The sequence below is a fragment of the Bacteroidia bacterium genome (genome assembly GCA_023228875.1).
In the GTDB taxonomy this organism is placed as follows: Bacteria; Bacteroidota; Bacteroidia; order NS11-12g; family UBA955; genus JALOAG01.
On sequence record JALOAG010000007.1, the window covers coordinates 76,437 to 100,962 of the forward strand.

Consider the following 24,526-nt stretch of genomic DNA (forward strand, 5'->3'; position numbering starts at 1 on the left):
TTTAAAATTTAATTCTAAAAATGCTGCCTTTAGGCTTATTAGGCAAGATATATATTTTTGCATTATGAACCTTGAGCAGGTTTTTTACTAAAAACAATCCCAAACCTGTTCCTTTAGTGGTTCTCACATTTTCATCACCAATGCGATAAAATTGTCTAAAAACCTTTTTTCTTTCATTTGCAGAAATTCCGGGGCCGTTATCCGCAAAACTAACTGTACGATTATGAAAGTCTAAGGTTATGACCAGTTCAAGTGGTGGGTCACAATATTTTATTGCATTTTCAACAATATTCTTAAAACAATTTTTTAATGACAAATAATCGCCCCAAACTTGCAATTCGCTTTCTGCAATCAACACAATACTGCCTGAAAAATTGGGTTGTTCTTTTATTTCAGCAACCAAGTCAGACAACAATTTTTTCAACCCAACCCAATCAAAAATCGTTTTCAGTTCTTTGTGTTCAATTTTGATGGCAAGCAATAGCTCATCAATAAGATTTGCGAGTCTGTCTGCGCTTTGATTTGCTCTTTCAACTACCTTTTCTCTGACAGGTTCATCAAGCGTTCTTTTACGCAAAGTTTGCATCATCAGTTTGAGAGCTGCCACCGGAGTTTTGAGCTCATGCGTAACTGCCATCATAAAATTCTTTTGTAATTTATTGACATTGATTATCTTGTCTATACTTGCAAAAATCCATATAAAGCCTGCAATCATTAATAAAATAAAAAAAACCGATTCAGAAATATATGCGCGTCTTCTGATTTGATATTCTCTCGAAACCTTATTAATCAATAAAGACGAAGGGATAACTTGCACAGTTACTCCTGTCAAAAAAGGTTTGTAAGTCAGCAGGTATTTATTCTGATAAGTATGCAGAATAAATTTGGACAACTTAGCAGTATCAAGTGTAACAGGATTTTTTTCTAAAAACACATTCACTCCGTTTGCATCAAAAAACACTCTCTCATGTTTTAAAATCCCATTCTCTATCCATTTAGCTTTTAAGGTCATGTTATCATTTGCCAATTCAAAATCTGACTTACTCAAACTCAACAAAGAATATGTCCACCAAGAGAAGGCTCCTGCTAAATAGAGTATAACAAATACGAGCAAAACTTTTACTTTCACGCCCCTAAAATTGACCCCTCAAAAATGCACTAAAAATATGGAAAGTGAATTGCCGGAATACACAATCAGACAGCTATCGCTCAGAAACGGACAAGACAAGCCTGAAATATGGATTGCATACAAAGGGTTTATTTATGATGTGAGTAACAGTAGATTATGGCGTAATGGCAAGCACTATGAACATTGGGCAGGACAAGATTTGACCGAAGAGCTTAAGGACGCCCCGCACTCTACTTGGGTGTTTGACAAATTCAAAATTATCGGAAAACTCGTATAGCTTTTGGTGCAATACAACGATTAAAGCAGCCAAATTAAATTTTCAGAAGTTTTTATTTAGACTTATTCTTAATAATGAATACATTTGCACTCGCAAAAAAAAAGGAATAATGAATAAAATAGGGCTTCGAAATGGTGTATTTTCTTTTCTAATTGTGTTATTGCTCATGCCTATTGGACACACCCTCATGATTCTCAATGAAGATTTATTGGTAGATCACAAATACTTAGGCGCATTTATTATTGGGGTGATTGGTGTAATACTTCTAATATGGGGCATACTTAGAAATGAAAAACAAACATTAGCAACCCTTTTGGGGTTTCTGGGAGGAGTATTGGTATGGACAGGGTGGATTGAGTTTTCTTTTGTTTGGATTGCTGAAAAGAACAATGTCGCCCCTTTGATGGAGAACGGAGATATTGCTACCAAGCCTGAATATTTGGTAATGCTTTCATCTATAGGATTGCTAGCTACGGTCTGTCTATTTTATTTATTTTCAAGACACAATTGCACCTTTTTTATCTGGTTTCAAAAAGTGTTTAAGTTTAGAGACAAGATAGTACTTACTCAAGGGAACATTAAAAAGCCGCTTGCTGTTTCAACATTTAGCGAATCCATCATGATTTTGTGGTTTTTTTACATCTTGCTTCTTGTGGTGTATGATGAGCAAATCGCTGGGGACAGACATCCGGCAACTTACATAGTTGGTTTCGGTTCGCTGTTATGGTCAATTTACTTGTTTGCAAAATTGATTAAAATTCAAAACTTTGACTATGCCATACGATATGCCATTCCAACCGTGATTATCTTCTGGAATTTTATTGAAGTAATAGGCAGATGGGATCTATTTAAAGAAATCTGGGTACATCCGTTTGAATATTGGTGGCAAGTATCTTTGTTCTTTATAGCATTTATTGGGTTGTTCATATTATTCATCAGAAGTCCCAAATTCCAAAGGAAACACAAACACACACCTGTACAAATCACCAAATAAAGCAGCTTTACACAGTTGCAACTTCTTCTTGAATCTAATTCAGTTGAATTACAGTATAAATTCTGCTGTGTTTTCTACCAACTCATGCAGCATTTCAATATCCTTACATTGCGATTCAACGAATGGATGAGTAGCTCCAAACGTATGTCCTGCGCCCTCCATCTTAATGAAAATTGCATGCGGAATAGCTTCATAATACTGTTCTGAGTCCTTGATACTCACCGACTCATCTTTGTCGCCATGAATGAGCAATAGCGGAATAGCGAGTTTATGAATATTATTAGGGATATCCAATTTAGCCTTATTGTTGAGATAATCATCATAAAACTGTTTGTATAAAGGATACACATCACCTGTGCGTTTATTTTCAACCCACACTTTACCCTCTTTTTCTAATTGCTCTATGGTTTCAGGTCTAAAAAGCCTGCCGAGATTGAATGGAGAAGCCCAAAGAATGAGTTTGCGAATTCGGCTGTCATTTACAGCGCACAGCACTGCGGTAGCACCGCCCCTACTATGACCTACAACCGAAATGTTGCCGGTTTCTAAACGCGCTTTTTGTTCGCACTGTTGCAAATAATCCAATACCAAGCCTAAATCCTCTACCTCTTTGGAATAATTATTCTGTCCGAATGTTTCAAAATCATTGATATCAACAGGGTTTTCGGGATTTACGCCTGAATGAGAAAAATTAAACTTACAGAATGCAATGTCATATTTTATAAACTGCTCTGCAAGCCAGTTAAAATGTCCCCAATCCTTAAATCCTTTGAACCCATGCACAAAGACTAAGAGCGGAAAACGCTTATTGCCTTTCGGAATAAATAAATCCAGTAAAATTGTCTTTCCGGATGCGCCTTTGATTTTGATGTTTTTTAATTTTTCTATTTCTTGTGTCATTATTATTTCAATTCTTGTTCATATTCAACCCCCACAGTCTGAACATTTTTATGTATAAATGCAGGGTTCTTCTTTCGCACTTTGATTAGCACCTTGCAACCCTGAAAGCGCGCAGACAATTTCAATATGATATTCTCTATCCATTCCTCTATCCATTCAAAACCTTGTTCTGCTGCTTGAATTACATCATTGCATAGCATTTCATAGTCCGGTATGATGCTTGGTTTCTCAATAAAAGTAAGACGTATATCAACTAAGAAAGTATTGTCCACTAAAGATTCTTCAGAATAAACACCTGCTTTTTTGATAACTTCTATTCCTTCGGCAAATACATTGTACATAAGGGTTAAATATATCTTTAATTAAGCATTCTTTTCCCAAATAGAGGCAATGTGGACAACAACCTCCGCAGCTTTTGCCATGTCTTGCACACTAATCCATTCCTTTTTAGAATGTATTCCCTGCATGCCGGTAAACACATTCGGGCAAGGCAATCCCATGTAGCTCAACCTACTACCGTCAGTTCCTCCCCTGATACTTTCTGTTATAACCTGCAAACCTGCTCTTTGTATGGCTTTGGCAGCATATTCAGCAACTTGCGGATATTGATCCAAAACCCTTTTCATATTGCGATACTGCTCTTTTACTACAAAATCATAGCTTGCTCCGGGATGAGCACTCACAACTTGTTTTACAATAGCTTCTAACCTTTGTCCATGTGCTGCAAGTTTATCATCATCAAAATCACGCACAATAAATTCTATCTTGGCTTCTTCTGCAATTCCTTCAACATGGGTCGGATGAACAAAACCTTGCATTTTATCAGTCGTTTCGGGAGACCATTCGCCTTTCGGCAGAGCAGCTAAAATTTCACCTACTATCTTCAAAGCATTGACCAACTTATTTTTTGCATATCCGGGATGTGAAATAACACCATGTACTGTAACAATTGCTTGATTTGCGCTGAAAGTCTCCACCTCTAAACAACCTGCTTCTCCTCCATCCAAGGTATAGCCAAATGCAGCACCCAAGCGTTTCATGTCCAGTTTTGCAGTGCCCTCCCCAATTTCTTCGTCAGGAGTAAACAAAATACGGATATCGCCATGTTTGATCTCAGGATGTGCAATCAAATACTCAACCGCATGCATAATGGCTGCAACACCACTTTTATCATCCCCTCCTAACAAGGTATTACCGGACGCAGTAATAATATCATCCCCGATTTTTTCTTTCAAATAGGGATAATCTTTGGTATTCAACACTTGTGTGTTATCGTCCGGCAGTACAATTTCCGAACCGTCATAATGCTTATGTATGATAGGTTTTACATTTGTTCCGCTACAATCAGGAGCTGTATCAACATGGCTACAAAAACAAATAACGGGCACATCATTTTTGTCTGAATTTGACTTTAACATAGCATACACATAACCGAACTCATCCATAGACACGTCAGCTATTCCCATCTGTTTGAGCTCTTGTACCAACAATTTACTCAAATCCTTTTGTTTTTCTGTTGAAGGATGTGTGCCGCTCTTAGGATCGCTTTGGGTATCTATCTGCGCATATCGTATAAAACGCGCTGCAAGTGTATCGGTGTTAATTTGAATCATAACTTTGATTTACAGAGTGCAAACTTATTTATTTTATTCTTAGTTCATTTTGGAAAAATGGCAAAAGCACTAAACAGCAAATAGACTCGAGCAAGCTGAAAACATGATACCTTTGTCAGCATGTTAAAAGAAAATTCTCTCAGGGACAAAGTAATAATAATCACAGGGGGCGCGGTACCGGATTAGGCAAAGCAATGGCAAAGCACTTTTTGGAGTTAGGTGCTAAAGTATGCATTGCCAGCCGAAAGGCGGAGGTGCTAAAACAAACAGCAGACACTTTGCAGCAAGAAACCGGAGGTGAAATTTTCTATACACAATGCGACATCCGCAATTACGAAGAAGTCAAATCTATGATGCAGCAAGTTATTGAGCGATTTGGCAGTTTCAATGTATTGATAAACAATGCAGCGGGAAACTTTATAAGCCCGACCGAGAGGCTATCCCACCGTGCTTTTGATGTTGTGGTCGATATTGTGTTAAAAGGCTCTTATAACTGTACACTTGCAGCCGGTAAATATTGGATACAAGAAAAGATACAGGGCACAGTATTGAGCATTTTAACCACTTATGCTTTCACCGGTTCTGCTTATGTCGTTCCGTCAGCATGCGTAAAGGCAGGGGTGTTTGCACTTACCCAATCGTTGGCGGTGGAATGGGGCAAATATGGTATCAGACTGAATGCAATTGCTCCGGGTGCATTTGAATCAGAAGGAGCGTGGTCGAGGTTATTACCGGGAAAGTTAATGAATCAATATAATCCGAGCAAATACAACGCACTCAACCGATTTGGACAACACAGCGAGTTAAATAATCTCGCTGCTTATTTGATTTCAAATTATGCTGCTTTTATTACCGGGGAAATGATAGTAATTGACGGAGGTCAATGGCTTAAAGGTGCAGGGCAATTCAGCATGTTGCACGATATTTCTCAAGAAAAATGGGACGACATTGAACAACTGTCGCGCAAGGGAAAATCTTCTTAATAACCCACCACTCTGCGATAGGACTCCAAATTCTTCCTAAAATAAATAATATCCAAATTGGCTTTGAACGCGATTCTCTGAAAAAATGTGATATTATTGGTTTCATAATAATCCCTAAAATTATTTCGGAACACCAATGGAATATACACCTCTAAAATATCTTTAGCCACCACAAGCGAAACTCCTCCAACCCAATATACTCCTTTATTCAACTGCATTGGATTAAGTACAAAGTCGCTGTACACACGAGCAATCGGCAACAACGGCAAACTACTTTCCAGTTTCAAAGACATATACGCATTATCAATATACGAAGGTGCATTAATACGCAAATCTCCACTCCTTTCTACCAATTGCCTGCCCCAGATATTATTATTCCCACTCTCGTTTCTACCTATCATCATTTCATCAAATAAATAGTCAAAAGTGCCGGTATTTCCACTACCTCTATTGAGATAGATTCCACTTATATTTTGAGTCTTAAATAACAAAGAACCGGCTCTAAACGAAGCTTTCATGCCTCTTCCCTTCTTTTTAAGTACTTGCTCAATACTATATTTCAAATCCACTTTTGCGTATTGCGATTGACTATTCATTCCCACACCGGTATTTCCGCCTTCCACTCTCAACACAAAAGACTGAGGATTGACAGAATGGAAATCTATATAAGAATAATCAACACTCAGATAATTCGCTTTTGTTGAAGGGTTGTACTCAAAACGAAAAGTAGTATCCAGAATAGGATTATAAATATCGTAGGTTGATTTATCAGAGAATACTCCATAAAACTGAATATTCAATTTCTTTTCAAACCTTTCAGCAGCTTTGCCCGCAGTCTTAAAATAAAAAGTTATATAAGGATTGATTTTGTTGTAAGTATTGGCATAGCCATTGGGCATGTAATCAAATCTTTTGGCTTCAACACCTGCTCTGATGCGATAAAAACTTTTATCAAAAAACCTGAAATTCAATGCGACATCTCCCAACCCAACCACATTGGCATTGAGCAGACTTAGCATCGGCATGAGACTGTATTCAAACTTTCTGTATGGAAAAGTACGGTTATAAAAATTCAACCCTAAGCTCCATCCTGAATACATATTATAATTCACAGCAGGCTGAATAATCTGCTCCCTTTGAAACGGATTCTCAATAAAGGAGAAGTAAGTAAATTTAATCTTAGAACCATGAGAAAGCGTCTTATTCATTATACCCAGTTTTACTGCATTATTTGTTCTGTTATTTTCAGGCAATACATTATATGGATCAATAAGAAAATAGCTGTTAAGGCTATATGGAGTGCGAATCACTACGGTTGTATCCTTGGCAAAAGGTGTTACAAAACCGGTTTGCGAAATCATCGTCCCTTGTGATTGCACAAATCCATACTGCAAGGGAATGTTTAATCCACTATGGTTTCTGAATTTTACTTTAAAATCATTGTGTGTAATCTGTTTTACATACACAATCTCAAAGTCGGTTCCTTTAGCATCATGCAACAAATCATCAAAAAACCAACTCAAATTTTGTTTAGTTGCACGTTCAAAAGACTCTTGCATATCCTTTGGCAATGGATGTTTGAATTTCCATTCTTCAAAATAATTGGACATGGCATTTTGAAAGACTTCTGAACCCAAATACATTTGCAGATAAGTGAAAAGTCGTGGATTCAAACCATAAACAACCGAATAATAGTTTGTTGAATTATATTCTGTAGCGTTCAAATTTCCCGCTTGAGACTCCCCCATTCTTCTATAATGTAAGTCCAAAATCTTATCTAAAGAAGTTAAAAGATGACGCAAAGACTCTCCACTATGCCCATCAACCAACCCGATGGACTCTGAAGCATACTCCGCCCAATTTTGGGAAAAATACATGTTTTCATAAAACGAATTCACAGACTCATCCATCCATGGAAACAATCGCTCATTTGAACCCAATACACCATAAAACCAGTTATGACCAATTTCGTGCATAATTGTTTCAAAATCATTAGTAGCACAAATAGTGATAGTTGGATATTCCATTCCACCTCCTGCTTCCAATGGACCAATCACTACTGAACAAACATTATAGGGATACTCTCCTACAGCATCTGAATAAAACAATAGCGATTTTTCTATTTTGTCCAAATCTTCCTTTGTTGGAACTGTAACAGCAAAGAACCGAGTGAGAACCTCTCTATTACTCTTTAATTGAACCTTTTTTTCTAGTAATTTAAACTGAGAAGAGGCGAACCAAGCAAAGTCATGCACATTGCTCTGAACATAGGTAACCACTCTCTTTTCTGCAAAAGGAGATTGAGGCATTTCCACCTTGTTTTTATCAATGAGCTTTTCATAATATTGACTGAGGCGACTTAGGAAACGGCTTTCTTCTTCATTTTGCAACTCTCCACCTGAAGCAACAATGAAATTGGCAGGAGTGGTAATTGTAACCTTGTAATTTCCAAACTCACTATAAAACTCGCCTTGATCCAGATATGGCATTGTGTTCCAGCCATTGACATCATATACAGCCGGTTTGGGATACCATTGAGTTACCGCTACAAACTGCTCTGTTGCACCCATTCTTGAATAAAACGGAGGTATCAACACCTCAAATTCCATTGAAATACGCACTGAATCATTTGGCAACAACGGCTGTAGAAGCACAACCTTTGCAATTTCTGTTTCTGCATTCACTACTTGTACAGACATTCCATTAATTCTAGTATTAAAGACTTTGATATATCCTTTTTTAGCACCGGGCAACAAAAAATCTTTCTTTTTCATTCCGGCCTGTTGCATGGCAAAGGGTGTTGATTTGTCTTTGTAAGCATTTGCCCAGAGATGGAAATAAATTTCATGCAATGTATCATGTGAGTAATTTAAATAATCAACTTGCTGACTTGCTTTAAGAAAAGCCCTCCCTGAATCAAAATAAAGTTCAACATTAATTTCATGGTTTACTTTCTGTTGCTTGTCTGATTGTTTGAGAATTTGTCCTTGCAGAGTGTTCTTATAAGGATAAATCATAAATAAAAAGAGAAATAGACTATATCTTTGCATAGGAATTAAAGTCAGCAAGTTTAGTGAATAAAATATGGAAAAGATTAAAATCAATCTATAATTATTCCAATAATTTTGACTTGAACCAAAACGCAATTACATTATGTGGGAAGACGAAGAAGAGGAAGAAGACATCATTATTCCGGGTACTACAAAGGCAGACGAACTAATCAATAGTTTTATAGCATGGGAATCAGGTGCTACAAAATACTTTTCAGAAAATGAATTGGAATTTCTGTTCAATTACTATCAGTATTACAATCCTGGTAGTGACGCAAGGGTTTGGAACATATTGCAATTTGGGTTAGATACTTTTCCAAATTCCGGTATTTTTCATATCTGTTTTGCTCATTATTATCTTGAAAAAGACATGTATGATGAAGCACTCGAAAAACTTCAGCTTGCAAAACTATTAGACCCTATGAATCCGGAGGTATTTATCTTAATGGCAGAATGTTTAGAAGAAATGGAAGAGTATCAACAAGCATTTGATATTCTGATAGAAGCAGAGCAAACATTACTTGACTTTAATCAAGAAATCCAAATACGACTGGCTTCCCTCTTGTTACATTTTGAACGCCAACCGGAAGCAGTCCGCAAGATTGCAAGGATTATCAAACATGAATGTGGAGATGATGGATTAGGACTTGTGTCTCCCATGCACTTCAATTCAGAATTGTTAATTGAAGCTGTTAATTTACTCATCAACAATCACCCTTTTAATGAGCGATATTGGATTTTTAAAGGCAACACTGCTTTACTCTATATGGATGATCATGACACAGCAATCGAAGCTTTTGAATATGCTCATTACATCAATGAGAAATTAAATATACCTCTTTTCTATTTGGGTATATGCTACAAATCCAAAAAACAATTTAATACCGCAATAAAATATTTTGGCGAAGCCTCTGAGGCTGGTTATGCAACAGAAGAATGTGTAATCGAGAGTGCAATATGCATGAACCGGTTGGGAGATCATACCCAAGCACGTTTTTTACTGCAAAATCTCCTCTCTGACAACATTACCAATATGTCTGAGGTCAATTACGAAATCGCTTATTCTTATCTTAAACAAGGAGCCGCTTCCAAAGCGATTCCCTATATTGAAAAATCATTAAGCGAAGACCCTAATATTCAAGCCTATATTCTTTATGGTGAAATTGCTTGTATGTTGGATGACGAGGACAAACTCATTGAGTGCTTTACGGAAGCAAAAGAATTCAGAATGTTGGATTATGAGTTATTCATTTGTTGCTTTTTCGGAATGTTCTATCGCATGGATAATTTAACCAATATGTATGAGATGTTGGTCTTAATTAAAATAGATGAAAACAAAGCAAAGTCAAGCATCCTATCTAGTTTATTAAACGCACTCATAGCAAAAGCAGAACACAACAATATTCAATATATACAAGAAATGTTAAACAGTTTTTCAATTGATGCGGAAGCAGCATCAGAGTATATTGAATTAATTGACGAAGACCTATCCAAAGACCCTGAAATTACAAGTTTAAAAGAAATGTTTTAGAAAGATATATTTTTGCGCCCGCAAATGAACAATCAAGACATATTTAAACTTAAGCAATTACCGGAACGCACTATCAAACCGCGTACAAATGGAATCACTATGGTGATGGACAAAGGTTTAAGTTTGAATGAAGCACAATCTCTGGCAGAAAACGGAGAACACATCATCGACATTATAAAACTTGGATTTGGCACTTCCTATGTAACACCAAGGTTAAAGGAAAAAATTGCACTCTATAAGCAGACAGGATTCAAAGTGTATGTTGGAGGCACTATGTTTGAAGCATATCTTATTCGAGAGCAATTTGACGACTACTGTCGATTGGTTGACCAACTCAAGCTTGACAGCGTTGAAATATCTGACGGCTCTATTTCTATTCCGCATGAAGAGAAGTGCGGATATATTGCTAAACTGTCAAAAAATTATACAGTACTGAGTGAAGTAGGTTCAAAAGATGCAGAAAAGATTATTCCGCCTTATGAATGGATTGAAATGATGCATTCAGAATTAAATGCCGGAGCATGGAAAGTAATAGCAGAAGCCAGAGAAAGTGGAACAGTAGGCATTTTTAGAGGAAGTGGAGAAGTACGTTCAGGGCTTATAGCAGAAATTACTCGAAAATTACCTTCAGAGCAAATCCTTTGGGAAGCTCCTCAAAAAGCACAACAAGTCTGGTTTATACAACAATTTGGACAAAATGTAAACTTGGGAAATATCAATCCTCAAGATGTCATTGCTTTGGAAACCTTGCGTTTAGGGTTGCGTGGAGACAGCTTTCATTTTTATTTATAATGATGAGACAACATGCAAACAAATAATCTAAGTTTGCATTACATGACTTATCATTCTAAAATAGAATAACTATGAAAAAATATCTACTATTTCTTATTCCTTTCTTAGTATTTTCTCACTGTATTTATGCCAAACATATTGACATAGCAACAGCCAAGAAAGTAGGTCAGAATTTTTATAACACTAAACACATAGCAGAAGATAGGAGAGAATCGCCAACATTTGCACTTGCACAGAAAGTAATATACACAGTAACAAAGCCAACTTTGACCTCATCTGTGCTGTATTACATTTTCAACACCAACGCAAACGGCTTTGTAATTATCTCGGGAGATGATAATGTTACCCCTATTTTGGGATATTCAAATGAAGGCAGATTTGATCCTTCAGATATTCCTCCCAGTGTTCAAAAATGGTTGGAAGGATATCAAGAACAAATTCGTTATGTGATTGACAATAATATTGCTGCAACACCTGAAATAGAGCAGTCATGGCATGCATACTTAAATAACACATCAAGCGCACCAATGGCCCCACTGGGAACAAAGGTAGAACCACTCATCAAAACTAAGTGGAATCAGCGTCCTTATGTCAACGACCAATGTCCTGGCGGTTCTGTAACAGGTTGTGTAGCAACAGCAATGGCGCAAGTATTAAAATATTGGGATTATCCTGCCAACGGAACCGGCTTCCATTCCTATAATCACAAAGCCTATGGTAGTTTATCAGCAAATTTTGGAAGCAGAACCTATCATTGGGACTCAATGCCTAACTTGGTTAACAGTCCAAACAATGCAGTTGCAACCTTAATGTATGACTGCGGTGTGAGTGTAAACATGAACTTCAGCCCTTCCTCCAGTGGTGCGTATGTTATCTCTGCTCAAAGTCCAATTCAAAATTGCACCGAATATGCGCTCAAAGAATACTTTGATTATAAAAGCACATTAAAAGGAGTAGAAAGAAAAAATTATAACGAAACTCAGTGGCTTGGATTGCTGACAAAAGAGCTTGATGAAGGCAGACCAGTAATTTATGCCGGATTTGGCTCTGGCGGAGGACACTGTTTTGTATGCGATGGATATGACGAAGAAGGTCTCTATCATTTCAATTGGGGCTGGGGAGGTTCATACGATGGTTATTTTTCCATTAACGCGCTTAATCCTTCAGGTGTTGGAGTTGGAGGCGGGTCGGGAGGATTTAATGCAGGACATCAGGCAATTATTGGCGTAGAACCTTCAGACGGTTCCGGTTTAAATAAAAATATTCGCTTAGAAATGGACTCCCTCATCTCTGCAACGGACACAGGAATAATGTTTAAAAACCCTTTTCAAGTGCGTGCAAAAATCAAGAATTATGGAATTAGTAACTTCTCTGGAAAAATAGGTGCTGCAATTTTCGATGTGAACATGCAATTCCTCACATTTATGGACACTGCTGCCGTTACAATCAATTCTGACAATCAATATGCTGCTGTCTTTTCAACTTCAGGGATTGCAGCACTTGTGCCAGGCAATTATTTTGTGGAGATTTTCTATAAGAAAAGTGACGGTGGATGGTCAAAAGTGGGTGATAGTTTGTTTGACAATTCAGCTCAAATCTTTTTCAAGCATGCATCTGAGAACATTGAAACAAACTCAACTTTTACAATCAGTGGAAGCGATTTGGTACAAAGCGAAAATGCATCAATCAGTGTAAGTGTCAAAAACAGCAGTGATTATGCAACTTTTGTAGGCAGTTATCGAATTAGCTTATCTTCACTTAATGGTAACTTACTTCAAACAATCAATACAGTAAGCGAAAGCGGGATTGCGCCCGGTTCTAACAAAAACCTCAACTTTAATGGAATTATCAGCTTTGCACCCGGTACTTATTTGATGGACATTTCATACAAGTTTCAAGGCTCTCCTCAATGGTATTTAGCAGGTAGCTCAAACTATCCCAACCCGGTTTATGTTAAAATCATAGCTCCTACCCTCTCACCGGACAAATATGAAAACAACGATTCTTTGGAAGCATCCCACATATTTCCCGTGAACTTTACAGGCACTATTGCTGAAATTAAATCTACAGAATCAAACTTGCACATTGGAACAGACAACGACTTTTACAAAATTCATTTACCTGCCGGAGACAATTACACTATCAAAGCCAGAATACACGATTCATATAGTAGTGGTGATGGCAATGATTATTATGTCGATGCATTGTTTTCATATTCTCTTGACAGCAGCAATTGGAGTGAAACATACGATGACATTATGCCGGGGCAAATCAATCTTTCAGACAAAAATGGTGGCACAATCTATTTCCATGTCGCACCCTATTTTGAAGGCGAAACAGGAACCTATTTATTAGACATTACAGTAACCAGAGAAAGCACAGGCAATGTAAACAATATAAACTTGCAAGACAAGATACACATTTTCCCTAACCCTGCTCAGAATAGCGTTTCATTTGATTTTTCAGGCATAAGTGACAATATTTCAAAAATTGAGATAAGCAATGTCAATGGGCAACTGTTAGAAAGCATACAACTGAAAACGAACGCACAGCCATTGATTTACAAAACCGACAAACTCAACAATGGAATTTATTTCATTCAAATACACACCCAAAATGGCATTATCACAAAACATCTTATGATTCAAAAATAAGTATCGCACTGCACCAAATCAAACAGTAACACATATTAAAAACTACTATGAAAAAACTTACATTACTCATTGGAATGCTTGTTCTCCTAATCACAAGTACATTTTCCAAACCTGTCAACCCAAAGACAGCTATTGAAGTTGGCACATCATTTTTAACCTCATTGGACAAAATGCAAGCAAGAAGAAGCAGTGTAAATCTGCGATTGGTTTACACAAGTAACTCTTTAGCTAATAGTATGATTGCGACAGCGAATGTTACAAACTATTACTACGTATTTAACAATGATGACAACGGCTTTGTAATCGTATCAGGCGATGACATTGTCATTCCTGTACTTGCTTACTCAAATGAAAGTGCTTTTGACCCAAACAATATTCCACCCAGTGTACAAAAATGGTTAGAAGGATATAAAAGCCAAATTAGGGAAGCCATTGAAAAGAAAATGCAAGCAACTGCTGAGATTACGGCAGCATGGAACAATTACTTGAATGGTACTCAGTCAAATTTGCCGGCTGCTCCCACAGCTACTGTGAACCCATTAATCCAGACAAAGTGGAATCAATCTCCTCACTTCAATGCACTTTGTCCTTATGACAACCAAAATGCCGAACGTACTGTAACCGGCTGTGTTGCTACTGCAATGGCACAAATTATGAAATTTTGGAACCAACCTGTAAATGGCACCGGTTTTCATTCATACAACCACAGCAAGTATGGAACACTCTCTGCAAATTTTGGAAGCACTACCTATAATTGGGCATCCATGCCAAATGTGGTAAATAGCGCAAATAGTGCAGTAGCAACTTTGATGTACCATTGTGGAATTAGTGTTGACATGAACTATGACATTGCAGCCAATGGTGGCAGTGGCGCCTATGTTACAACCAGCGAAAGCCCGGTTACACATTGTTCAGAATATGCACTAAAAACCTATTTTGGATATAAAAGTTCATTAAAAGGTGTTTCAAGAAAAAATTATTCAGAAGCGCAATGGATTAGTCTATTAAAAGCGGACTTAGATGCAGGCAAACCTATCTTATATGCCGGATTCGGTAGTGGCGGAGGCCATTGCTTCGTTTGTGATGGATATGACAACAATAACTACTTCCATTTTAATTGGGGATGGGGAGGTGCGTATGATGGTTACTTTACTGTCAATGCACTGAATCCTGCAGGTGTTGGAACAGGAGGAGGCTCCGGTGGGTTTAACAGTGGACAGCATGCGGTAACCAACATTGAACCTACAAACACAGGAGGCGGTGGTGGTGGCAATACTACCCAAGACCTCAGACTCTATTCAAGTTTAAGCATGTCTAATACTTCTGTGTGGTTTACAAGCGCTTTTGACTTATCTGTTGACATTGCCAACTATGGTGACAACCCTTTCAATGGTGAGTTAAGCGCAGCAGTTTTTGATGAAGACTATAACTTCATTGATTTCATGGAAAAGAAAAGTACATCAATCAATAACGGCTATTACAGTTCCTATACTTTTAACAATGCAGGCTCGCCCAAGTATGTTCCCGGCAAATACTATGTTGCAGTTTTCTACAAAACTCCAAATTCCGATTGGACTATCGTAAAAGATGGTTCATATACCAATCTCTTGTCATTTAATGTTAAATATTCTACTGATATAGAGGTTAATTCAACTTTTAAAATTAGTGGAAATAAAATCGTACAGAATAGTACGGCAAATATTAATGTAGATGTACTCAATTCAGGTAGCAGCACATTTTGGGGGAGTTTCCGTCTGGACTTGGCAAAACTTGATGGATCCTTAGCACAAACGATACAAGTGCTGAATGAAACAAAAGGATTAAATGCTAATTATCATTACACCAACGGACTCGATTTTTCGGGGAAAATCACTGTTGCTCCCGGCACTTATCTTTTATCCGTGGCATTTCAAGTGGATGGTTCTAATAAGTGGTACTATGCAGGTAGTTCAAATTATAAAAATCCTATTTATGTCATTGTAGAAGAAGCTCCCCCGAGTCCGGATAAATATGAAAACAATGACACCAAAGTAAATGCATATAATTTAACGCTCTCCTTTAGCAATGGTACTGCAAACATTCTTACAACAGGCTCTAATATTCACATCGGTACTGATAATGATTACTATAAATTCAACCTACCATCCGGAAAAGAATATACAGTCAGAGGCAGAGTGCATGATCTAAACAACAGTGGGAACGGAAACTCATATACTGTAGATGTTTTATTTTCAATGTCAAAAGACGGCACCTTTTGGTCAGATGCGTATGATGACATCATGAACGAAGGAATCCCTGTAGATGGTGGAAGCACATTCTACTTCCGTATTGCGCCTTACTTTACCGGTAAAACAGGTACTTATTTATTGGATATTACTGTCAATGAAGGCAACAATGCCAATATAACCCCTTTAGATGCTGACAATTATATCAAGGTGTATCCTAATCCTGCGCAGGACTTTATTAATATAGAGCCAAACAGACTCCATGAACAAATCTTATCAGTTCAAATACTGAATGTTATGGGGCAAACATTATTGACTCAAGAGATTACACAGAATGATAATATCATTACCTTACCCGTAACACATCTTAGCAATGGTATATTTTATGTTCAGTGTAAAACCAATAACGGAATAATTACTAAAAAAATAATAATTAACAAATGAGAATCGCAATCATCATCGCAGCCGTCCTTATTTTCACAACCGGTTGTATATGCAGAAAAAAAACAAGTAAAGACAAGACAACGGCTACCACTCTTTTTACTCCACAGTTTACACCGGGACCACCTGCTTATATTTACAAAACCAAGAAAGATTATAGCAATTTTGTTCCGGTGTTGATGAATGATGATAAAACTGAAATTATCTCATATCCTCATCCCACCGATTTATATCCTGCTGATATGCCACTGACTCCTACAGCGCTAAACAAAGGGTATTTACTCGACAACAAAGGAATTAATATAAATGTTGCATTTCTGAATATCACATACAAAGACTATTCAATGCTTACCGAACCCCCAACCATAGCAGAAATGAAAGAGATGCTTTTAGATGTCAATCCTTTAACCGAACTTTGCAACTGCGGAAATAAAAACGCATTTGATAACATTGAAAAGCAAGTAAACGAGCTGATAGATGCCAATCAATTGCGTAAAAAATGTAAGCCCATAAAGTAATATGACAATTACAGAAGACATTAACAAACAAATCATAGAAGCAATGAAAGCCCGAAACGAAGACAGACTTCGGGCATTACGTGGAATTAAAGCAGCATTTTTGCTTGCAGCAACTGAAACCGGAGATAGAGAAATATCAGATGAAACGGCAATTAAGACTATACAAAAGCTCGCAAAACAACGCAGGGACAGCATTGAAATCTTCACCAAACAAAATAGAAAAGACTTGGCTGAAAAAGAAACAATTGAACTAAACGTATTAGAAGAGTTCCTACCTAAACCACTTTCAGATGAGGAAGTTTTAACCATCTTGAAGAATGTAATTACCGAGCAAGGTGCTACCGGCATGAAGGATTTGGGCAAACTAATGCCTATTGCAATAGGGAAAATTGCAGGCAGAGCAGACGGATCAAAAATTTCAACATTGTTAAAACAATTATTATCTGCTTAGGCATACATGAAATATAAAGCGGTAATTGGATTAGAAATCCATGTTCAGTTAAACACAATAACAAAAGCATTCTGCGGTGATGCAAACCTCTATGGCGAAGCCCCCAATACACTTGTAAGCCCAATCAGTTTGGGGCATCCCGGAACCTTGCCAATGCACAATATAAAAGCAATTGAAAATGCCACCAAACTTGGATTGGCTCTTAATTGCCGGATTACACGCATTAACCAGTATGCACGTAAAAACTATTTCTACGCTGACTTGCCAAAAGGCTTTCAAATCACACAAGATAAAACACCCTTATGTACAGGAGGTTTTGTAGAAATTACAGATACCGAAGGTAAGCCAAAAAAAATTCACTTAACCCGTATTCACATGGAGGAAGACACGGGTAAGAGTATGCACGACCAAGATATTTATGATACGCTTGTGGACTACAACCGCGCAGGGGTTCCATTGGTTGAAATAGTGTCTGAACCTGAGATAGCAAACGGAGACGAGGCTTATCAGTACTTAGCAGAAATACGCAGACTTGTGCGCTATTTGGATGTTTGTGATGGAAACATGGAGGAAGGCAGCATGCGTTGCGATGCCAACGTTTCAGTTATGCTCGCAGACAGCAATGAATACGGCACTAAAGTCGAGGTCAAGAACATGAACTCCATGACCAATGTTAAAAAAGCAATAGAATTTGAAATCCAACGTCAGATTGAGTGTTTAGAATCCGGTCAGACTATTGTTTCCGAAACACGTTCTTTTAATGCTGCAAAGTCTAACACTGTGTCCATGCGTTCAAAAGAAAGTGCTCAAGACTATCGGTATTTCCCCGAGCCGGACTTACCTCCCTTTGTTGTAACAGATGAGTTTTTGAGTAAGATGAAATCGGCATTGCCTGAACTGCCAAAAATTTTATATCAAAGGCTACAAACAGATTTCAACCTACCGGCTTATGATGCCGGTGTTCTTACAGAAGACAAAGCTACGGCTGAGTATTACCTTGCATTAATTAAAGATTGTTCAAACTACAAAGCTGCCTCAAATTGGGTGTTAGGTCCAGTAAAATCTTGGATGAATGAAAACGCTAAATCAATAAAAGAGTTTCCAATAACAACTCACAAACTTGCGGCATTAATCGCTTTGGTTGACAACAATACAATCAGCCACACTGCTGCCTCAGGACCGGTTTTCACACAATTAGTCAAAGAGCCTAATGACAACCCATTAACCATTGCCGAAGGACTCAATCTGATTCAAACATCTGATACCGGACTGCTTGAAGGATTTATTGTTGAAACACTTTCTAAATATCCTGACAAAGTTTCTGAATACAAAGCCGGCAAAAAAGGATTATTGGGACTCTTCGTAGGTGAAGTGATGAAACTTTCTAAAGGTTCAGCAGACCCCAAAAAGGTCAATGAATTATTAACGAAAGCATTGAATTAATTCAGACTTGTATGACTCCAACATTAAATTTCTCAACGGGTGCATGATTTGCTGCATGAATACCTTCTGATATCACTTTTCGTGTTTCAATTGGGTTAATAATTCCATCCACCCATAATCTTGCAGCGGCATAATAAGGTGATAACTGATTGTTATAACGAGTTAATATTTTATCCAACAACGCCTTCTCTTCTTCTTCTTCCATCTTTTCCCCTTGTGCTTTATGTGCTGACTTTTCGATTTGCAACAGTACCTTAGCCGCTTGTTCGCCTCCCATCACTGCGATTCTTGCAGTGGGCCACGCATAAATCAACCTTGGGTCATACGCTTTTCCACACATAGCATAATTGCCTGCACCATAGCTGTTTCCCATGATGATAGTAAACTTAGGAACCGTGCTGTTGCTCATTGCATTCACCATTTTAGCACCATCTTTTATTATTCCACTGTGTTCAGACTTTGAACCTACCATAAAGCCGGTAACATCTTGAAGAAATACTAATGGAATCTTCTTTTGATTGCAATTCATGATGAAACGAGCAGCTTTATCAGCTGAATCCGAATAAATTACCCCTCCGAATTGCATTTCTCCTTTTTTGGTCTTAACCAATAATCTATTATTAGCAACAATTCCAACCGCCCATCCATCTATACGCCCATAACCACAAATAATTGTTTTGCCAAATCCCTCCTTATATTGCTCAAACTCACTGTTATCTACCAGTCTTTTGATAATTTCCATTGTATCATAAGGTTTGGAATGGTCAGCCGGTTTAATCCCAAAAATATCTTTAGGATTCAATTTAGGTTCTACTGATTCAATACGATCAAAGCCAGCATTTGGAGGAGTTCCAATTTTATCCATCAGAAATTTAATCCTGTCAAGACAACTTTTATCATCAGGGAAACGGTCATCAATAACTCCGGAAATTTCCGTTTGAGAGACAGAACCACCCAAGGTTTCATTATCAATATCCTCTCCTATTGCAGCTTTTACCAAATAACTGCCTGCCAAAAAGATAGAGCCGGTTTTATCTACAATCAATGCCTCATCACTCATGATAGGCAAATAAGCACCACCCGCAACGCAACTCCCCATTACCGCAGCAATCTGAATAATGCCTTTACTGCTCATGATTGCATTGTTTCTAAAAATTCTGCCAAAATGTTCTTTATCAGGGAAAATTTCATCCTGCATTGGAAGAAAAACGCCTGCACTATCCACTAAATAAATAATTGGCAGTCTGTTCTCCATAGCAATTTCTTGTGCTCTTAGATTCTTTTTTCCAGTAATAGGAAACCAAGCTCCGGCTTTTACGGTTGCATCATTCGCAACAATCACACACTGTCTTCCTTTCACATAACCTAAACCCGCAACAACGCCACCGCTCTGACATCCTCCATATTCTGCATACATCTCATCGCCTGCAAAAGCTCCAATCTCAACCCAAGGCGTATTTTCATCTCTGAGATAGTCTATTCTTTCGCGACACAGCATCTTGCCTTTTTCTCGTTGCTTGGCAGCGGCTTTATCTCCTCCACCCTTGCAAACCTGTTTAAACTTGAATTTAAGTTTATCAACTAAAAGACGCATTGCATCTTCATTCATGTTAAACTCTAATTCACTTGCACTTATTGACATGCGCACAAAATTAGCAGAAACAAGGCATAAATGAAAAGTTAAATCCTATTTTTGCGCTGCTTTAATATGTCCTGGTTTACACATTGGTTTGGTTCTGAATTTTATGACAGGTTATACAAAAACCGCAATGAGGAGGAGGCTATCGCTTTCATTCACAAAGTATTTGTAGAACTACCGTCAATGAAACAACCATCCATACTTGATTTATGTTGCGGCAACGGCAGACATTCATTGGCAATGGCAGAATATGGCTCCGTTGTGGGAGTGGACTTGAACGAAGAACAAATCCAAAAAGCTAAAGATAGAATGATTCTGCATGCTTCGTTTTTCGTTCATGACATGAGAGAAGTGGTAAAGCTAAATGAATTTGATTTTGTGTTTAACTTGTTTTCCAGTTTTGCATACTTTGACAATCAATCTGACGATTTAAAGACACTCAATAGTGTTTATCAAAACTTGCGGTCAAACGGCATATTTATTCAAGATTTTTTAAATGTCAATTATGTCATTCCCAGACTAAAAACATCAGAATACAAAACAGACAATGAACTCAGCTTTGACATTAAACGCAAGGTTGAGAATAAAAAAATAATTAAAACCATAAAGGTTTCTCAACGCAATGTTGAAATTGGTTTGTTTGAGGAAAAACTCACCGCTTACACTCCGGATGAGTTATTAGCATTGCACAAACAAGCCGGCTTAACTCCTTTTAAAATTTTTGGCAATTACCAATTATCAGAGTTTGACAAATTAAATTCCCCTCGTATTATTGTCTTTTCAAAAAAGGGTTAGTGAATGTTTGAGTTTTTGCAAGAAATAGACAGAGTTTTATACGAGTTTCTCAATGGGAAGCTTCACACCCCCTTTTTAGATTGGTTAATGCCCATCATTACTAACGCAAACACATGGATTCCTCTTTATGTTGGGCTATTAGGTTATATGATTTACCGATACCGCAAACTATTTTTTATTCCATTTCTAGGATTGTTAATTAGTTTTGGTATTTCCGACCCTGTTTCTGCCAAAATTATCAAGCCTATTTTTGAAAGGACACGCCCATGCAATGAGACAACTGTAAAATCGCGTGTTGTGGGTGTTGAGTGTAGAAACAGCTTCAGTTTTCCTTCATCTCATGCATCCAATCATTTTGCCATTGCAGTTTTTATGACTTTATTAATCGGTACAAGAAAACGTTTTGGTTTAGGTTTTTGGATGATTTGGGCAGGAGTAATTGCCTATTCGAGAGTTTATGTTGGTGTTCATTATCCCTTTGATATAATTGCCGGAGCGATTTTAGGCTCATTCATCGGACTCGTCATTGCCATCATCACAAATAAGATTTTAAAGAAACTCCAAAACAATAATGCCGCTACTATTTAACATTGCCATTTTATTTATTTTTCCTTTTGTCGGAGGACTTATTGCGAACTATACCAACAAAGAATGGAAGGGAACAATCAAAGTATTCTTGGCTTTCAGTGGTGCATTTCTATTTGCCATCACCTTTCTCAATTTTATACCGGAGGCATATCATCATTTAGAAAATGCAGGGATATGGGTGTTAGCCGGATTCTTTTTCCAGATTTTCATTGAACAATTTACTAAGGGAATTGAACATGGGCACAGCCATATTCATGACCTAAAGAATATCGCTCCAATCTTTATTGGACTTGGATTACATGCATTTCTTGAGGGGATTCCTGTGGGTTCACAAAATTTAGGTATAAGTCCCGGACTTTTGTATGGGGTTGCACTTCACGAAATGCCCGCAGCATTTGTCCTTGCCATCAGTATAAAAACATTATTACCACACAAGAACATCATTCCTTTTGTGTTGATTTACGCGCTTTTTTGTCCGGCAGGCGCCACTTTAGGCTACTTTGTAGAACACATTGAACATGGGGACAAAATCTTCATGATTCTATTGGCATTTGTATCAGGTACTTTTCTTCACATCAGCACAACAATCCTCTTTGAAAATTCAGAGAATCATAAAATCAGCAGAAAGAAACTCACAGCTGTGGTTGCCGGTACCGGTTTAGCAATACTTACTATGCTAATTTAATTCTTTTTTGCTTTTAACAGTGGTAGAACAACCATCAATAGTCCACCTATACAAACAATCCCTGAAATCAAGAACAAATAAAACCAAGGTAATAGCTTATACATCATGACGCTATAAGACATATCAGGTTGAGCAAACAAGTAATATGTTTTGAGAAATCCTTCGACAATTAAGGTCAGCCAAAAAATTAGCAGAGCTAAATTGGCTACTAAATAACCGGTTTTAATCTGCTTTTCTTTGTGGGGGGCATATCCAAGAATATCAAAAGCAAAAGCGAGCAACAACATTGTATTAATTCCAATTGTTGCTCCCATAGTATGTCCGACAATTACGTGAGTGCCATGCATATAAACATTCAATGCAGGCACAGACATAGCAATTGCTAAAATCAAGGTTAAGAAAACCCAAACATCTGCCGCAAACAGAAATTTATATGGAATGATGTTGAAATTCTTTTTCGCTGTTGTCAAAGATGACTTCCACAGATAAATAATTCTTCCAAGCAATAACAACTCTGTCATACTCACCAAATAACCTATATGTTTCACATAAGGCTGTGTTGGCAATACATACACATGATGTCCCCAATTAAACATAAGGTTAAAGACTCCCAAAAAATACAATCCAAAGGCAATTTTAGAAAAGCTATACTTTTTATTGCCGGCAATTTTATCCATCAAGTAAATTGAAGTACCATACACCAATTGATTCCAAGCACCAACAAGAGAGCCATAAGACTTCCATTGAATCGTCATGTCTTTTACAAGATTATTTCTCACCTGAGGCAGCAGCCATGAATTAGATTCTAAATAAGTAAACAAAAAGAAGACAGCCCCTGTCAACCACATCCATACATATACAGGTTGGTTTTTCAGCGTTTTAATTCCTGCAACAAAGACAAAAATAAATATAGCCCAACTCACGGTAATTGGGATAGAAAAAATAGGGTCAAACTCCCAATATTCTCTGCCTCCAAATACTCCAAACACATAAGACAGTAAAATTCCGAAGAAAGTTAATGCAAGTATCCAGAACACAACTCTTATTAAATTGTTGTATCTCCTGATTGCATATTGATCTTCATGCATGTAATAAATAATACTACCGATAGCGCAGGTGAGAATCCAAAAAATTGCAGATGATACATGTAAAGGACGGATTTTTGTAAAAGAAAACACATCTTTTAAAAACCCTGGCACTACATATTCAATGGCACCTAACAACCCAAAAAGCAAGGTTGAAAGTAAGAAAATCAAACCTGTTTTTATAAATAGGCGCGAGTAGTCTTTATGGCTGGGATATTGTTCCATCTAAATGTTTAATAAATTCCTCAGGCTTATATACGCCAGTGGAGTTTGTGTATTTAAAAAATTCAACAAATTGCTGTACTTCAGACTCTGTTAAGTGAAAGTTAGGCATTACCTGTGTGCCGGTATGTAACACAGACGAGATATACTCCTCAGACCTTCTTTCGTAAACATTGGTTAAATCCGGACCTAAGTGACCACCCAGTCCATAAATCTGATGACACGAAGTACAATTTTTCTTTTGCCAGAGTATCCTGCCTGCTTGTGCCATAGCATTAGGTTCAACACCTTGATAATTATCCTCTTCATACAACAATATACTATAAGAGAGAAACGAGCCAATCAATATGAATAGAATCACAATCTTACTTCTATACATCCCCTTACAAATTCCGTTCAATTATAAAACAAGATTGGCAAAATGCTATGTCTTTTCTTTTTTTTCTTACCTCCATGCTTCTTCAGAAATCCTACACTAGGAAAACAGATTCTCGCTTTGTCAGAATAAGAA

The 24,526-nt window shown here is 37.4% G+C and carries 20 protein-coding genes and 1 pseudogene; 13 read left to right on the plus strand and 8 right to left on the minus strand.

The window, feature by feature from the left end:
* Position 1 precedes the first annotated feature (1 nt).
* Complete coding sequence (locus M0R38_08550) at positions 2–1,129, minus strand: HAMP domain-containing histidine kinase (GenBank protein ID MCK9481793.1); 1,128 nt, start codon at positions 1,127–1,129, stop codon at positions 2–4.
* A gap of 37 nt (positions 1,130–1,166) precedes the next feature.
* Between M0R38_08550 and M0R38_08555 the strand changes: the two genes are divergently transcribed.
* A complete protein-coding gene (locus tag M0R38_08555; protein ID MCK9481794.1) occupies positions 1,167–1,406 on the plus strand; it encodes a cytochrome b5 in 240 nt (79 codons plus the stop codon).
* A 109-nt stretch (positions 1,407–1,515) separates the two neighbouring features.
* Complete coding sequence (locus tag M0R38_08560) at positions 1,516–2,400, plus strand: hypothetical protein (protein MCK9481795.1); 885 nt, start codon at positions 1,516–1,518, stop codon at positions 2,398–2,400.
* A 48-nt stretch (positions 2,401–2,448) separates the two neighbouring features.
* Here the strand turns inward: M0R38_08560 and M0R38_08565 are convergent, their stop codons facing one another.
* The 3 genes from M0R38_08565 to pepT are packed head-to-tail and all read right to left on the minus strand — an operon-like array spanning position 2,449 to position 4,913.
* A complete protein-coding gene (locus tag M0R38_08565) occupies positions 2,449–3,300 on the minus strand; it encodes a prolyl oligopeptidase family serine peptidase (GenBank protein ID MCK9481796.1) in 852 nt (283 codons plus the stop codon).
* A gap of 2 nt (positions 3,301–3,302) precedes the next feature.
* Positions 3,303–3,641 carry a dihydroneopterin aldolase gene (locus M0R38_08570; GenBank protein MCK9481797.1) on the minus strand — a complete coding sequence of 113 codons (339 nt, stop codon included), beginning with the start codon at positions 3,639–3,641 and terminating at the stop codon, positions 3,303–3,305.
* Positions 3,642–3,662: 21 nt separating this feature from the next.
* On the minus strand, positions 3,663–4,913 hold the full coding sequence (gene pepT, locus M0R38_08575) for a peptidase T (GenBank protein ID MCK9481798.1): 1,251 nt from the start codon (positions 4,911–4,913) through the stop codon (positions 3,663–3,665).
* A gap of 120 nt (positions 4,914–5,033) precedes the next feature.
* Between pepT and M0R38_08580 the strand changes: the two are divergent.
* Positions 5,034–5,896 (plus strand): annotated as a pseudogene (locus M0R38_08580) (SDR family oxidoreductase).
* On the opposite strand, the gene M0R38_08585 reads toward M0R38_08580, so the two are convergent.
* On the minus strand, positions 5,893–8,946 hold the full coding sequence (locus M0R38_08585) for a M1 family metallopeptidase (protein ID MCK9481799.1): 3,054 nt from the start codon (positions 8,944–8,946) through the stop codon (positions 5,893–5,895). The pseudogene M0R38_08580 and the gene M0R38_08585 sit on opposite strands and share 4 nt — an antisense overlap.
* 103 nt (positions 8,947–9,049) lie before the next feature.
* Between M0R38_08585 and M0R38_08590 the strand changes: the two genes are divergently transcribed.
* From M0R38_08590 to gatB, 7 genes are all read left to right on the plus strand, one after another.
* Complete coding sequence (locus M0R38_08590) at positions 9,050–10,477, plus strand: hypothetical protein (protein ID MCK9481800.1); 1,428 nt, start codon at positions 9,050–9,052, stop codon at positions 10,475–10,477.
* Positions 10,478–10,501: 24 nt separating this feature from the next.
* Positions 10,502–11,269: a phosphosulfolactate synthase gene (locus M0R38_08595; GenBank protein ID MCK9481801.1), complete on the plus strand. Its 768-nt coding sequence runs from the start codon at positions 10,502–10,504 to the stop codon at positions 11,267–11,269.
* 71 nt (positions 11,270–11,340) lie between these two features.
* The gene (locus M0R38_08600) at positions 11,341–13,923 is read left to right on the plus strand and encodes a C10 family peptidase (GenBank protein ID MCK9481802.1); all 2,583 of its coding nucleotides are present in this window, start codon (positions 11,341–11,343) and stop codon (positions 13,921–13,923) included.
* A 47-nt stretch (positions 13,924–13,970) separates the two neighbouring features.
* On the plus strand, positions 13,971–16,592 hold the full coding sequence (locus M0R38_08605; GenBank protein MCK9481803.1) for a thiol protease/hemagglutinin PrtT: 2,622 nt from the start codon (positions 13,971–13,973) through the stop codon (positions 16,590–16,592).
* The gene (locus tag M0R38_08610) at positions 16,589–17,107 is read left to right on the plus strand and encodes a hypothetical protein (protein MCK9481804.1); all 519 of its coding nucleotides are present in this window, start codon (positions 16,589–16,591) and stop codon (positions 17,105–17,107) included. Before M0R38_08605 ends, M0R38_08610 begins: the two co-directional genes overlap by 4 nt.
* A gap of 1 nt (position 17,108) precedes the next feature.
* Positions 17,109–17,558 carry a GatB/YqeY domain-containing protein gene (locus M0R38_08615; protein MCK9481805.1) on the plus strand — a complete coding sequence of 150 codons (450 nt, stop codon included), beginning with the start codon at positions 17,109–17,111 and terminating at the stop codon, positions 17,556–17,558.
* Positions 17,559–17,564: 6 nt separating this feature from the next.
* Positions 17,565–19,001, plus strand: coding sequence for an Asp-tRNA(Asn)/Glu-tRNA(Gln) amidotransferase subunit GatB (gene gatB / locus M0R38_08620; GenBank protein MCK9481806.1), 1,437 nt, complete (start codon positions 17,565–17,567; stop codon positions 18,999–19,001).
* A gap of 1 nt (position 19,002) precedes the next feature.
* On the opposite strand, the gene M0R38_08625 is transcribed toward gatB, so the two are convergent.
* Positions 19,003–20,643, minus strand: coding sequence for an acyl-CoA carboxylase subunit beta (locus tag M0R38_08625; GenBank protein ID MCK9481807.1), 1,641 nt, complete (start codon positions 20,641–20,643; stop codon positions 19,003–19,005).
* Positions 20,644–20,709: 66 nt separating this feature from the next.
* On the opposite strand from M0R38_08625, the gene M0R38_08630 reads away from it, so the two are divergent.
* Genes M0R38_08630 through M0R38_08640 form a run of 3 tightly spaced genes read left to right on the plus strand, consistent with a single transcriptional unit; the run spans position 20,710 to position 22,708 of the window.
* Positions 20,710–21,435 (plus strand): class I SAM-dependent methyltransferase, encoded by a 726-nt coding sequence (locus tag M0R38_08630; protein MCK9481808.1) that lies wholly within the window; start codon positions 20,710–20,712, stop codon positions 21,433–21,435.
* Positions 21,436–21,438: 3 nt separating this feature from the next.
* Positions 21,439–22,023, plus strand: coding sequence for a phosphatase PAP2 family protein (locus M0R38_08635; protein ID MCK9481809.1), 585 nt, complete (start codon positions 21,439–21,441; stop codon positions 22,021–22,023).
* Positions 22,007–22,708 (plus strand): ZIP family metal transporter, encoded by a 702-nt coding sequence (locus tag M0R38_08640; GenBank protein ID MCK9481810.1) that lies wholly within the window; start codon positions 22,007–22,009, stop codon positions 22,706–22,708. The genes M0R38_08635 and M0R38_08640 overlap by 17 nt, the downstream gene beginning before the upstream one ends.
* On the opposite strand, the gene M0R38_08645 is transcribed toward M0R38_08640, so the two are convergent.
* Together M0R38_08645 and M0R38_08650 are read right to left on the minus strand one after the other, a co-directional pair.
* On the minus strand, positions 22,705–24,018 hold the full coding sequence (locus M0R38_08645) for a cbb3-type cytochrome c oxidase subunit I (protein MCK9481811.1): 1,314 nt from the start codon (positions 24,016–24,018) through the stop codon (positions 22,705–22,707). The two genes, M0R38_08640 and M0R38_08645, sit on opposite strands and share 4 nt — an antisense overlap.
* Entirely contained in the window at positions 23,996–24,394 is a 399-nt protein-coding gene (locus M0R38_08650) for a cytochrome c (GenBank protein ID MCK9481812.1), read from the minus strand. Before M0R38_08650 ends, M0R38_08645 begins: the two co-directional genes overlap by 23 nt.
* Between the last annotated feature and the right edge of the window lie 132 nt (positions 24,395–24,526).